The following is an 11,659-nucleotide window of genomic DNA, read 5'->3' as shown; positions in this document are numbered from 1 at the left end:
TGCAGCGACTGCTAGCCAGCCTCAATTTAGCTTCATCCAGTGGATAATGATTTTGTTAACGCCGATGGCGTATTCAAGATGTAACTGGCCATTGTCTTCAAGGTTCATTATCGGTGGCGAACGCACTTCATCGGTGTGGGAGATTGTGCCCGAATAGAAATACTGTGACATATTACCCCAAAGGTCGGTAGCAACAAATTCCATTCGCCAGGACACGCCGCCAGCGGATTTAGCGCTAAAGGTGGCATTACCTTCCACCGCCATGGAAATATCGACGCCATTTTGCGTGTAGCCCACTAAATACCAGTCACCTTCGGGATAGTATACCATGGGCTGGACGGGGATGATGGGGCCCGGCTCGGGGCCAGGCCAGTCTATTGGGTCGGGGAAGTTTAAGGTTTGGTGTCCGGCGCATTAGGTAAAAACATAGGCAACAGGATAAGCCCTATGCCAATGACAACCAGAATAATGGAAGGGTTACTGACATTAATTTTGATGCCAAAGCCTTCCACATTACTGTTGCGTGAGCCATCGCCCTGTTTACCAGAAATAAACAGGTAGAGCCCTACCAAAACCAGTGCTGCACCTACTGCAACAATAAAAGTATCGAACGTATTCTTCGTTTTCAGTCCCGAGTCCATCGGTAATAAGCCAGATTGCGCAAGACAATGTGTGTCTGCGTAGCAAAGTACAGCTCGCTGGTTGATAAATAACCAACCTGGAAGCGCTAACAGTGAGGTTGAAAACCAGTTCGATAATTACCTTGTTATAACGCTGGCGACCTGATGTGCATAGCTGCCACTGCCTCAATAGCCTGTAATACCCAGGCTTGCTCGAAAATGGGAAATGACAGGATCACCTCATCCACGCCGAATGCTGCCACAAACTGGTTCAGCTGGGCCTCAGCACTTTCCTTATCGCCAACCAGAGCATAGCGCAGCGTACTGTTAATACCGCGAATTTCCATTTCGTTAAGCTCCAGGCGAATATCTTCTACCGGGGGCGGCATGGGTTTGTTGGCATTACGACGCAGATTAGCAAATTGTTGCTGAACCGAGGTAAAGAGCTGGCGGGCATGGTCATCATTCTCACCAATAACCGCCATTACACCCGCTGACACATAAGGCTTGGCCAGTTGTGCAGAGGGTTTAAAGTTTGCCCGATAAATGCTTATTGCATCACTGAGCATGTCGGGCGCGAAATGTGATGCAAAGGAAAAGGGCAGACCCATATGGGCTGCCAGCTGAGCTGAATATAAACTGGAACCGAGTAACCAAATTGGCACATTGGTGCCGGCGCCGGGCACAGCAATAGGCTTTTGGCCTTCTTCAGGTGTGCCCAGCAATCGCTGAAGTTCAACGACATCCTCGGGATAGCGCTCGGCATCGCCCTGAATGTCGCGGCGCAGAGCCCTGGCGGTTGCCATGTCAGTGCCTGGCGCACGGCCAAGCCCCAAATCTACACGATCGGGATAAAGCTCCGCTAACGTACCAAATTGCTCGGCAATCACCAACGGTGCATGATTGGGCAGCATAACGCCACCAGAGCCAATACGAATACGGTTGGTGATTGCGCCCACGCTAGATAACAACACCGCAGTGGCGGCGCTGGCCACAGCCCGCATACCATGATGTTCAGCCAGCCAATAGCGGGTAAACCCGGCTTGTTCAGCCGTTTGCGCGATGGCCTGACTGCGCAGCAGAGCGTCGCGTACGGAACTGCCTTGGGCGACATGGGCGAGGTCGAGAATCGACAGGGGCAAGGGATTAGTCATGAAAATACCTGTTAGTTTGCATACCAAGTAGTATTGGGATGATGTAGCGAATCAAAAGGGCGATTCGACTAGCGGCATAACATCGCGTTAGGTTTCAATTGAAGTCATGGATTAGAGGTTGGAGTTAAAGTCTGCAGGTTTCTGTTGGGTAAACCGCGCTGTCTTCATCACTGGCCAGTGCAGGGAAAGCATCGACGATGTTGTCATAGGTTTGACGAAACCTCAGCTTTAGCAACAGCATTTGGTTAAGGTGTGCCTGAGTGATGGTGGGCTGATAGCTCATTAGCTGTGAAACGATTTCATACGCGTTTTTTTCATGCCCGCGAGTGGCGGCAAAGTAAAGGGCCTGATAGAGCGGATCCGGTGCATCATCGGGCTGGTAATAAGGCACGTTTTGTTCTACCAGGAATGTCAGGGCTTCAAGGTTCATCGCCTGAATCGCGGTAAAAAGCAAGCTGCGACCGTAGCGATCTAAGGTATGCAGATCAAATCCTGATTCATTTAATTTATGCAGGGTAGAGGCAGAAAGGCCCCGGGTAATACCGTCATCAAAAAACAGGTAGTTTAGTTCGTCTGGCATGAGGCCAAGACTAATCAGGGAGGGATATGTAGTAGGGAATTCCGCCAGCGCATTATGAGAGAAAAGTTGCAATATTTCAGGAGCGGCGTTTAGAGTGGAGGCGGTAAGTGTGTAATCGCCGCTTCTCCATAAAATATTGGCACGCAGGTATGCAGGAGTATTTTTATTCTCACTTTTTTTCACTTCGTAATTATCGGCAGAACGTCTGCAACTGACTAATTCAGGAGCACGATTAAATAACGTTTTATCGGTTTCCTCAGATTCACTTACGTCTATAAGTTCAGGTTTCCAATAACGTTTTACTTTGGCTCGATAGTCTTCACATTGTGCTTGTATTTTATTGGCTGTGGCATAGCCGTTATCGCTAACATAGGCCTGCTGCTGAGCTGATAACTCATCCATCAATTGCGTTGTTTTTGCAGTTTTGGTTGGTGGAATTGTCTTTGGTGTGGCGAACAGGTTATAACCGAAGCGTTCCAGTATGGAAGAAACACCTTCAGGTTTAAAAAAGTAGGACGAGTACCCGGAGTTGTTAACAAAATAGCCATCTTCAGTAGACGCAACCGTGGCCTGCTGCCCAAGCCCTATCAGATAATCTATAAAAGCCAACTGCCGAATGACATCTTCAGACTTGCCTCCTGAACCCATCATTCCCACCAATTGATGGAGGCGGTCCAGTGCATAATCCAAAGGACCACCGATAAAGGGATCTGATTGTAACGAAACCCCTTTTCTCATCAGCCAGCGGGCCAGATCATTGCGGCCAACCCAGATGGCTGCATCCAGAATATTTAGCATCCCCAGAGCTTGCTCATCGCCCAGTGAGGCGTTGATATCGTCCAGGGCTAACGCAAATTGCTTTATGGTGTCATCACCAATGGATTGGTTTAGTATTAGTGTTGCAACATCATCGGGGAGTAATGCATCAGGGAGTGTTCCTATCGGCACTTCGCCTGCACGCGCTTTTTTGAGCACCCAGCGCGTACGCGCGTCGCTCGCGAATGGGCTCCTGCTAATCCAACCTTTATTGTCTGACTTTATTTGCCCGCCGTAGATTTTGTTGGCCTGATTAATCGGGCTGAATTGTTTGCGATAAGTGTCCCGCCATCTAACGGCACTTAACCGGGAATCCATAAGTATTATAGCTAATGTAATATCGTCGGCGGAATAGCCTTTATCCAGGTAAGGGTTTAAGTCGGTTTGTTCGAAAAATTTACTTTTTGTGTGATTTAAGTCGTAGCGAAATTGCGCACATCGGTTGGTTGTGGGGATAAATGTTTCTTCAGGCGTGTTTTCAGTCTTGCTAGCAGGTAGCGCACTTTCCTGTGGGGACGTATCAATGGCAACCTGGCCGGTAGCATTGTCGGTAGGAATATCGGGATTGTCAACTGGCTCCATGGTGGCATAAAACCAAAGCCCAGTGGCGATCAGGGCTATACCCGTTCCAACAACCATTCTTCGCACGGACAATCCTTATCACATGATTTTTTTGTTCTTATTAATCGTAACATTACCATGATATTAAGCCGCAATTAAAGTGCCTGAGCCGGATTGTCAATGAATAGAGGATCGCTTTTGGATTTGGATACACTATAGCGCTGGCAAAGCTAATTGCCTGAGGCAAAAACTTTACTTTTCCATACGTATATTAATCATGTAGTAGTATGTTGTTACCTGCCTGTGAAGTAACTGTGTTTGTATAACAACTTCTTAACTTATTATCGAGGTAACACTATGAGCAAGATCCTGATGATCACGGGTGATTTTGTAGAAGACTACGAAAATATGGTGCCATTTCAAACCTTGCTGGCTTGTGGCCATGAGGTTGATGCGGTGTGTCCGGATAAATCGGCAGGGGATACCATTAAAACGGCAATCCACGATTTTGAAGGCGATCAGACCTACACCGAAAAGCCGGGCCATAATTTTACGCTAAACGCGACCTTTGCAGACGTTAAGGCCGAAGATTATGATGGTTTGTATATTCCCGGCGGCCGGGCGCCAGAGTATCTGCGGTTAAATGCGGATGTCATTGCGTTGGTGAAAGCGTTTTTTACCGCTGACAAACCGGTTAGCTCGATTTGTCATGGCCCTCAGTTACTGGCAGCGGCCGGTATGCTGGAAGGTAAGCAAGTGTCTGCATACCCGGCATGCGAGCCGGAAATAAAATTGGCAGGGGCCACCTATGTTGCTGTGAATATGGATGAGGCCATTACTGATGGTAAGTTGGTGACAGGCCCGGCCTGGCCGGCTCATCCGGCATTGTTAAGCCAGTTTATGGCGTTGCTTTAAGCAAAGAATAGGGAGAAGTCTGTGTGTGGATTATTCATTAATGCCGATCCGTCTTTATGGACGAGTACTACCCGCTCAATGCGAATTGATGGCGTGGTGACCTCCATCCGCATGGAGACTTTTTTCTGGAATGTGCTGCAGGAAATCGCCAGCCGGGACGAACTGAGCGTGAGCCAGTTGATTTCAAAACTGTATCTGGAGTCACTCGATGCCGACCATGACGTTGGCAACTTCACCTCGTTTCTGCGGGTTTGCTGCGGCCGTTATCTGTCTATGATTACCGATGGTTATTTTGAACGGGATATAATTGAGCCTCTCAGTGATATTGACGCTGATCGTGTGATTAAACAGGAAGCCGATACAATGGCGACACGACTGAACCAACTGCCTGAGCAGCAATCATCCCGACAGGGCAGTAAACATTAGCGGGCCACTTTACTGATATTGATCTGCGGTAGCCGGGGCTCGAACAACGATGATTTAACGATGGAGGTGTTGGTATCGGCACATTCATGCAGCGGAAACATAATATCATCGAGTTCTGCGATATCCCGCAACGCCAGGCGTGCGATTAAGCAGTCCTCACCGGTTACCCGATCGCAGGCCATAAAGCGGGGCTCGTCGCTAATTAGTTTTTCCACTTTTCTTATCTGCCCTGACTTCGGCTTTATTCTTACCAGCGCCTGGATGCTATAGCCCAGCGCTCGCATATCCAGCCGTACGCCAAACCCGTCAATAACGCCTTTATGCTGAAGCGTTTTGATTCTTTCACCTACTGCCGGGCCGGATAACCCGACTTGCTTACCTATCTCTGCCAGGCTCAGGCGGGCATTGTTATCCAGCACAGTTAAAATGGCTTTATCGAGGTGGTCAATCTGTTTTGTCATAGCTAATCTTTAAATTGAAGGTTATTTGTTTAATTTACCTTTATATGAAATGAGAAATCAATATAAGGCTTATCGAATGGTAGTGAAAGGAGTGTACGGACAGTGATATTCTATAAAAGCTATCAGCCCGTTAATTTACCGCGTAAGGAACAGTTATGAACGTACAACGTATAGCCGCATTCAGCGATGGCAACAATGGTGGCAATCCCGCCGGTGTGGTGTTACTCAAAGACCCAATGACAGAAAGTGAGATGCGTAGCATTGCTGCTGAGGTGGGGTATTCAGAAACCGCCTTTGCTTATCCTCTTGCAGAAGATGAATCAGCCTGGCGGGTACGTTATTTTTCGCCTGAATCTGAGGTGCCATTTTGCGGCCATGCCACCATAGCGCTTGGCGCGGTGTTAGGTGAACACGCAGGTGCCGGCGAGTATAAACTCACTATCAACAGCGCAGAAATAGCCGTTAATACACAACAAACCGAGCAAGGCGTTGCGGCTACGCTAACTTCACCACCTACTCATAGTCGACCGGTCACCAGCGATGAACTCACCCAGGCGCTTAAACTTTTCGGCCTTTCAGAAGAAGACCTCGATGAACGATTATCTCCGGCTTATATCCATGGCGGTTCAAACCACATTGTATTGCCGCTGCAAAGCAGGCAAAAACTGGCCAGCATGGCGTATTTCCTGACGGCAGGTAAAGCTGTTATGGAAGCGCTGGGACTGGTAACCATCATGCTGGTGTATATTGAAAGTCCCCAGGTATTTGAGGTCAGAAACGCTTTTGCCTCGGGTGGGGTTATTGAAGATCCGGCTACCGGCGCTGCAGCGGCTGCTTTTGCCGGTTATCTGCGTGATGCTAACTGGCCCCACAATGGTCAGTTTACTATCCGTCAGGGCGAAGATATGGGAGCACCTTCATTGATAAGAGTTAGTCTGTCTGAGGAAAAAGGCAGCCCTGTATCTGTGTCTGGAACCACTCGTACAATTTAACGGGCAGTAAAAAGGTAAATTAGCAGAATATAAAGCCAGATAACTATTGACCTTAAGTATGCTTGAGGTTTTACGATGGCAATATCTGGTGGTCAGGGCGCCATGTCCTGACATTATTTATTCTGAGGAATTTTATATGACAACACGTAATGCATTGGTGACTGGTGGAGCAAGAGGTATTGGTGCCGCAACGGTTAAAGCGCTGGCCGAAGAGGGATACCGCGTTTTTATCAATTATGTAAATAGCGCAGCCACTGCCGAAGAATTAGCGCAAAGTATTATTGCGCAAGGTGGTGAAGCGGTAGCTTTACAGGCCGATGTGCGGGATGATTCCCAGCTGGCGGCCATGTTCAATAAAATCAACGATGAATTCGGTGGGGTGGATGTACTGGTGTCCAACGCCAACATGAACTTTACACCCAAGCCGTTTCTTGATCAGAGTTGGGATGAATTTGCCCAGAAACTCAATGATGAAATGCATGCTTCGTATGTTACTGCGCAATTAGCTGCTAAGAGTATGAAAGAGAAGCAGTTTGGGCGGCTTGTGTTTATCTCCAGTACGCTTTCGGAAGCGCCTGCACCAAGCTTTATTGCTCATGGTTCAGCGAAGGGCGCGCTGGATAGCTTTAATAAATACCTTGCTCAGGAGCTTGGTCCTTTCGGGATCACTGCCAATATTGTTGCGCCGGGCATGGTTGAGACTGATGCCACTAAACAGGCTCCGGAAGAGTTTAAAGAATTTATTCGCAGCATCACGCCAAACCAACGTATAGCGCAGCCGGAAGACGTTGCTAACACCATACGTTTCCTAGCTAGCGAGGGAGCATCTCACGTTACAGGGACTTATATTCCGGTTTGTGGCGGGGCATATCTGCCCTGATAGCAGTTTTTATGGCAGCAATATGAACAGAGCCTGACGTTAGTCAGTCTCTGGCTGCTAGCTAAGCCGCTGGCGGAAGCGCGGTAACATCCTTTTCAGCGTGGCATCTTTTAATATGAAGTGATGATAAAGGGCAGCAGTGCCATGCAGCCCAACGAGCCCATAGCCGGTTTTTGCCATCAAAATATGAACCTGAGATAGCTCTTCCGCCATGACGCTGTCTGGTGAGGCTATTTGTGGCAGTTGCCAGCCAAAAGCTGAAACTGACACATCCCACAGACCAATATCCACCCAACCCACGATCGGTAAGGTGATCATAAGGCCGTATAACAGTATGAAAACCGCCCTCGCTATATACTTTTGCATGGACCCCTGGTCGGGGTTTTCAACCGGCTTACTGCGCCACCAGAACCACAGCCTGACGAATGCCAGTATGACGATAACCAGACCTAACAGGTAATGCGTGGATAACATCAGTGTCCGACCACTGCTACCTTTTGGGTATAGGCTGATAAATTCCATTGATAAGCAGACAATGGCCAGCATTATGGCCATCAGCCAGTGTAACCAGATTGCGATCGGATGATAGTGGTGTGCCATTTTTTCGCTATTCCAGAGCCAATATTGTGAAAAGTCATGCGTTTATTATGCGGTTTTGCGCACAGCATAAGGTGCTATTTTGCTACCGGATATCCGCATAAACTGAATTCGATTAGTGCCCGATTACTCCAATAGTCTGTCCCTGTAAGTCCTTCACACTGACTGCAAAACTTTCCTCCAGGGACTGCTACAAGAACGAATAATTTTTCTATTTTTAATTTAAATCAATTGCTTATGTGTTTGGAACGGATGTTGCTGCCGTATCGGTCACGCAAAACTTTAAAACCAGCTTGTCACAGGAGTGTTTACTATGAGCAATCAATTTAATTTAGCAGGTAAAAAAATCGCGATTTTGGCAACCAGTGGCTTTGAGCAGAGTGAATTAATTAAACCCAAAGCAATGCTTGCTGAGCAGGGAGCTGAGGTAGACGTCCTTTCTATTGACGATCAGACTTCAATAACGGGATGGGACCAGGACAAATGGGGTGAGGAAGTGGCCGTAGATAAACAGGTTACCGCCGCAGCGCCAGGTGATTACGACGCAATAGTGTTGCCGGGCGGTCAGATTAACCCGGATATTCTGCGTAACAACGAACAGGCAGTTTCTTTTATAAAGCGCGCACACGCTGAAACCCGTATCCGGGCGATCGGTGCAATTTGCCATGGTCCCTGGTTACTCATCGAATCAGAATTAGCCCGGGACAGCAAAGTTACATCATTTCCAAGTATTAAAACCGATTTACTTAATGCCGGTGCAGCCTGGGAAGACAACGAGGTTGTCCACGACGGTAAACTCGTTACCAGTAGAAATCCAAACGACATTCCCGCGTTTGTGGGCAAGATCAGTGAACTGGTAGCGTAATCAGAATTAGCAGGTAGGAGTCATAATGTCAGTAACTCAAGAATCCCAAACAAAAGTCATCGCCATTACCGGCGCATCAAGCGGCATCGGTGAGGCCACGGCACGGGCGCTGGTGGCTGAAGGCTATCACGTTGCCTTGCTGGCCAGACGTCTGGATAAGCTTAAGGAGCTGGTAAGTGAACTGGGTGAAGACAAGGCCTATGCAGTAAAAGCGGATGTCAGCGACTTTGACACGTTAAGCAATGCATTTGCAGATATCCATAGCAAATTTGGCAGCATTGACGGTGTCTTTGCCAATGCCGGCACCGGCGTGAACTCCCCGGGTGTGGCAGAGGGCGATGTTGGAGAGTGGTCTACTATGTTGGGGGCCAATGTTAACGGCTTGCTCTATACGGCTAAAGCCAGTTTGCCTTATCTGAAAGACAGTGAAGGGCACTTTCTGTTAACCAGCTCTGCCGCAGGCCGTATGACACTTAAAGGTTCAGTATATGGCGCTACTAAATGGTTTGCCTACGGATTTGGCATGAACCTGGCGGAGGAAATGCGTGAGTGGGGCGGTAAGTGCACCACCATCTGTCCGGGCATGGTGAACACACCATTTTTTGATGAACCGAAAGACGACAAAATTGCGCCAGAAGACATTGCTGACGCTGTGCTTTATGCGTTGTCGAGCAGCAAAACAGCCTGTGTCAGAGAAGTATTTGTTATGCCTGCCGATAAACCATAACGTGAAACAAGGCTCCGGGTGACAAACACTGCCGTTATCGTGTAAGACATTTCCTACAAAAGTGTACGAATAAGCGGTTTGTTTTACCCGGCCGTGCCTTACACTTTTGGTTAAGGTTATGAAAAATATAGAGTATTAAATCTGTCACAGACGCGATGAATGATAATCAGGCGGTTTTGTGTAATCCACCGGTGGCAGGTTTTTCTCAGAAGCGTAATCTAAACATGTCGCAAGGAGATGTGACCCGTCAGGAAGACAACAGCCAGGAAGGCATTAATCAGGAAGATAACGCCAGGATTGGCAACAGGAAATTCGTCAGGATGACGATGTCAGGAAGACAAAAGGAATCCGGTTTAAAGGAATAAACCACCAGGATTTAAGGAAGAGGCTGGGATGCCAGTAGGAATGGAATAAGCCAGGACGGCTCAGGACAACTCCAGGAGCGGAGACTACTTTACAGGAAGTAAAGTTTTGAAGGATAAATGGAAAGGGATACGCCTAGGGACAGGTGGCCTGCTGTGAAGCAGAGTAAGAAGGAATTGCGTGCGGGATTATAAGCCAGGCTTAGAATTGCACTAACGCTGAGAGGGAGTCTCAAAATTCCAGAGAAAACGGTGGCTAAGGCCACCGTTTTTTTATGGGTAATAATTAGTGAGTATTAATGCGATGTGGTGGCGTTTCGGTTTTGACCACCGTCAGTCCATTAAGCAGCAAGGTGCCCTGGTAACAGTCATCGCCGGTGGATGAAAACTCAAATAAAAACTTACTGCGCCAGTCAAGCTTACCCCGGTACAACATGGGGCGGGTGGTTTTTCTGGCCACACTCACTAACTGCAAACGCTGCTGTTCGCAGTAGCGTTGCAGGTATTGGTTTGCGCACTCAGAAATCGTTCGGATCCGCCAGAAAAAAGCGCCGCCAGCACACAGTAGCACCAATAACAAAACATCAAATAAATTCACCGTGTCTTATCCTGCCTTGTTGAAAAGGCTGTTTAACGGAGCCTGCATTAATGGGTTATTCTGATGTGCCCGGGCCAGGGTCAGCATGGTTCTGCGCAGTGTTGGAATTTGCACCAAATCGCTAAACAGGCCAATAAACAACTCATGCTTATAGGCACCTTCGGCATCCGCCTTTGCCGCCGCTTCCAGAAAGCGCTGCGCCGTTAAGGTATCTAACTGCGCATCATGTCGCCCGGCGATCACACTCAGTAAATGCATATCAGGCTGCGATATGTTCTCTAACAGCTCATTCACCGCCTGGTTGATTTGCGGGTGATAGTCTGGTGTGCTTAATGCTCTGAGCAGGCCTAGCATGACGTGCTTTTGCGCTTCATCTTTGGCAACCATATTAAGCTGCTCAATAAAAAAGGTTTGCAGGTTGTCAGGCAACGCAACGCTTTCGAGGCTGCTGAACAATGTTTCTAAAAACGGTTCGCTGAAGTGTCCGAAATTTTCGATAATGTGAGCAGCTTGTTTATCATCAATTGCTACCGCGAGGTCGGCAATGGCCTGAACCGGTAGTTGCTGCCAATCAATAATGGCCGGCGCCTGCAGATATTGCCGGGCTTGTTCCAGTGCCTCGCTTTTCTTGTCGTTCAGAGCCAGACGGGCAATGGCCGAAAACTGCGCCATAAGCTGCTGACTGGGCACAAAGGTATAAGGGTTATCGTGCAATTCATTACTGCTTTGTTCACCGGCAATCTGGTTGCCTAGTGCATCGACGATGATTTGTAAAAAATGGTTGCGCGCTGCCTGTATTAGTAAACCCTGTTCATCCAGCGGAAACTTAACAAACCAGATATAACGCTGGGCTTGAGGATTGGTTTGCCAGAACACTACGGCATACCAGGCGTGTTGCTGACGAGGGCGGGGAGGGCATACTTTACCGTTCTCGATATCTAAAAATGTTTGCGACGCAACAGGATAAACTCCACGACCTAAATCAAAAATGCGATAATCCGTGCCCGCATGTAATAAGAACTCGCTCAGCGAGTGAATACTTTTTGAATTCATGCTGATTTTTACTATGACAAAATTTGCCGATAGTGTAACAGGCATTGGAGTA

Annotated in this window: 15 protein-coding genes; 7 read left to right on the top strand and 8 right to left on the bottom strand. The window is 48.1% G+C overall.

Features of this window, described 5'->3' with window-relative positions; translation table 11 throughout:
* Positions 1-21: 21 nt before the first annotated feature.
* The 4 genes from AC566Q_RS17025 to AC566Q_RS17010 form a co-directional block, all read right to left on the bottom strand.
* Positions 22-330 (bottom strand): hypothetical protein, encoded by a 309-nt coding sequence (locus AC566Q_RS17025; protein WP_105933843.1) that lies wholly within the window; start codon positions 328-330, stop codon positions 22-24.
* A gap of 62 nt (positions 331-392) precedes the next feature.
* Positions 393-641 carry a hypothetical protein gene (locus tag AC566Q_RS17020; RefSeq protein ID WP_105933842.1) on the bottom strand — a complete coding sequence of 83 codons (249 nt, stop codon included), beginning with the start codon at positions 639-641 and terminating at the stop codon, positions 393-395.
* Positions 642-766: 125 nt separating this feature from the next.
* Positions 767-1,774, bottom strand: coding sequence for an LLM class flavin-dependent oxidoreductase (locus AC566Q_RS17015; protein WP_105933841.1), 1,008 nt, complete (start codon positions 1,772-1,774; stop codon positions 767-769).
* Between the two features lie 124 nt (positions 1,775-1,898).
* The gene (locus tag AC566Q_RS17010) at positions 1,899-3,818 is read right to left on the bottom strand and encodes an ankyrin repeat domain-containing protein (RefSeq protein ID WP_146129512.1); all 1,920 of its coding nucleotides are present in this window, start codon (positions 3,816-3,818) and stop codon (positions 1,899-1,901) included.
* 270 nt (positions 3,819-4,088) lie between these two features.
* On the opposite strand from AC566Q_RS17010, the gene AC566Q_RS17005 reads away from it, so the two are divergent.
* Both AC566Q_RS17005 and AC566Q_RS17000 read left to right on the top strand, forming a co-directional pair.
* On the top strand, positions 4,089-4,646 hold the full coding sequence (locus tag AC566Q_RS17005) for a DJ-1/PfpI family protein (RefSeq protein ID WP_105933839.1): 558 nt from the start codon (positions 4,089-4,091) through the stop codon (positions 4,644-4,646).
* Between the two features lie 21 nt (positions 4,647-4,667).
* Positions 4,668-5,072, top strand: coding sequence for a ribbon-helix-helix domain-containing protein (locus AC566Q_RS17000; protein ID WP_105933838.1), 405 nt, complete (start codon positions 4,668-4,670; stop codon positions 5,070-5,072).
* Here AC566Q_RS17000 and AC566Q_RS16995 read toward each other — a convergent pair.
* Positions 5,069-5,533 carry an Lrp/AsnC family transcriptional regulator gene (locus AC566Q_RS16995; RefSeq protein ID WP_105933837.1) on the bottom strand — a complete coding sequence of 155 codons (465 nt, stop codon included), beginning with the start codon at positions 5,531-5,533 and terminating at the stop codon, positions 5,069-5,071. The genes AC566Q_RS17000 and AC566Q_RS16995 overlap by 4 nt on opposite strands.
* Positions 5,534-5,688: 155 nt before the next feature.
* Between AC566Q_RS16995 and AC566Q_RS16990 the strand changes: the two genes are divergently transcribed.
* Positions 5,689-6,525 carry a PhzF family phenazine biosynthesis protein gene (locus AC566Q_RS16990; protein ID WP_105933836.1) on the top strand — a complete coding sequence of 279 codons (837 nt, stop codon included), beginning with the start codon at positions 5,689-5,691 and terminating at the stop codon, positions 6,523-6,525.
* A 136-nt stretch (positions 6,526-6,661) separates the two neighbouring features.
* On the top strand, positions 6,662-7,405 hold the full coding sequence (locus tag AC566Q_RS16985) for an SDR family NAD(P)-dependent oxidoreductase (protein WP_105933835.1): 744 nt from the start codon (positions 6,662-6,664) through the stop codon (positions 7,403-7,405).
* A 57-nt stretch (positions 7,406-7,462) separates the two neighbouring features.
* Here AC566Q_RS16985 and AC566Q_RS16980 read toward each other — a convergent pair whose 3' ends face one another.
* Positions 7,463-8,005 carry a cytochrome b gene (locus AC566Q_RS16980; protein WP_499608559.1) on the bottom strand — a complete coding sequence of 181 codons (543 nt, stop codon included), beginning with the start codon at positions 8,003-8,005 and terminating at the stop codon, positions 7,463-7,465.
* A 310-nt stretch (positions 8,006-8,315) separates the two neighbouring features.
* Between AC566Q_RS16980 and AC566Q_RS16975 the strand changes: the two genes are divergently transcribed.
* The 3 genes from AC566Q_RS16975 to AC566Q_RS16965 all read left to right on the top strand — a co-directional run bounded on the left by AC566Q_RS16975 (position 8,316) and on the right by AC566Q_RS16965 (position 9,959).
* Complete coding sequence (locus AC566Q_RS16975) at positions 8,316-8,867, top strand: type 1 glutamine amidotransferase domain-containing protein (protein WP_499608552.1); 552 nt, start codon at positions 8,316-8,318, stop codon at positions 8,865-8,867.
* A gap of 25 nt (positions 8,868-8,892) precedes the next feature.
* The gene (locus AC566Q_RS16970) at positions 8,893-9,594 is read left to right on the top strand and encodes an SDR family oxidoreductase (RefSeq protein ID WP_499608550.1); all 702 of its coding nucleotides are present in this window, start codon (positions 8,893-8,895) and stop codon (positions 9,592-9,594) included.
* 155 nt (positions 9,595-9,749) lie between these two features.
* Positions 9,750-9,959 carry a hypothetical protein gene (locus AC566Q_RS16965; protein WP_499608548.1) on the top strand — a complete coding sequence of 70 codons (210 nt, stop codon included), beginning with the start codon at positions 9,750-9,752 and terminating at the stop codon, positions 9,957-9,959.
* Between the two features lie 283 nt (positions 9,960-10,242).
* Here AC566Q_RS16965 and AC566Q_RS16960 read toward each other — a convergent pair whose 3' ends face one another.
* Entirely contained in the window at positions 10,243-10,554 is a 312-nt protein-coding gene (locus AC566Q_RS16960) for a DUF3301 domain-containing protein (protein WP_499608545.1), read from the bottom strand.
* Between the two features lie 6 nt (positions 10,555-10,560).
* Positions 10,561-11,607 (bottom strand): DUF3549 family protein, encoded by a 1,047-nt coding sequence (locus AC566Q_RS16955; RefSeq protein WP_499608541.1) that lies wholly within the window; start codon positions 11,605-11,607, stop codon positions 10,561-10,563.
* Positions 11,608-11,659 lie beyond the last annotated feature (52 nt).

Source organism: Alteromonas sp. H02, assembly GCF_059682525.1.
The sequence above is the reverse complement of the archived record's forward strand: the minus strand, read 5'-3'. Positions and strand labels throughout refer to the sequence as shown.

What these genes read in the sequence shown, in the direction of transcription:
- AC566Q_RS16970 (WP_499608550.1), top strand. Translation starts at nt 8,893, where the DNA reads ATGTCAGTAACTCAAGAATCCCAAACAAAAGTCATCGCCATTACCGGC.
- AC566Q_RS17015 (WP_105933841.1), bottom strand. Translation starts at nt 1,774, where the DNA reads ATGACTAATCCCTTGCCCCTGTCGATTCTCGACCTCGCCCATGTCGCC.
- AC566Q_RS16975 (WP_499608552.1), top strand. Translation starts at nt 8,316, where the DNA reads ATGAGCAATCAATTTAATTTAGCAGGTAAAAAAATCGCGATTTTGGCA.
- AC566Q_RS16965 (WP_499608548.1), top strand. Translation starts at nt 9,750, where the DNA reads ATGAATGATAATCAGGCGGTTTTGTGTAATCCACCGGTGGCAGGTTTT.
- AC566Q_RS16985 (WP_105933835.1), top strand. Translation starts at nt 6,662, where the DNA reads ATGACAACACGTAATGCATTGGTGACTGGTGGAGCAAGAGGTATTGGT.
- AC566Q_RS16955 (WP_499608541.1), bottom strand. Translation starts at nt 11,607, where the DNA reads ATGAATTCAAAAAGTATTCACTCGCTGAGCGAGTTCTTATTACATGCG.
- AC566Q_RS17025 (WP_105933843.1), bottom strand. Translation starts at nt 330, where the DNA reads ATGGTATACTATCCCGAAGGTGACTGGTATTTAGTGGGCTACACGCAA.
- AC566Q_RS16990 (WP_105933836.1), top strand. Translation starts at nt 5,689, where the DNA reads ATGAACGTACAACGTATAGCCGCATTCAGCGATGGCAACAATGGTGGC.
- AC566Q_RS16995 (WP_105933837.1), bottom strand. Translation starts at nt 5,533, where the DNA reads ATGACAAAACAGATTGACCACCTCGATAAAGCCATTTTAACTGTGCTG.
- AC566Q_RS17005 (WP_105933839.1), top strand. Translation starts at nt 4,089, where the DNA reads ATGAGCAAGATCCTGATGATCACGGGTGATTTTGTAGAAGACTACGAA.
- AC566Q_RS16980 (WP_499608559.1), bottom strand. Translation starts at nt 8,005, where the DNA reads ATGGCACACCACTATCATCCGATCGCAATCTGGTTACACTGGCTGATG.
- AC566Q_RS17020 (WP_105933842.1), bottom strand. Translation starts at nt 641, where the DNA reads ATGGACTCGGGACTGAAAACGAAGAATACGTTCGATACTTTTATTGTT.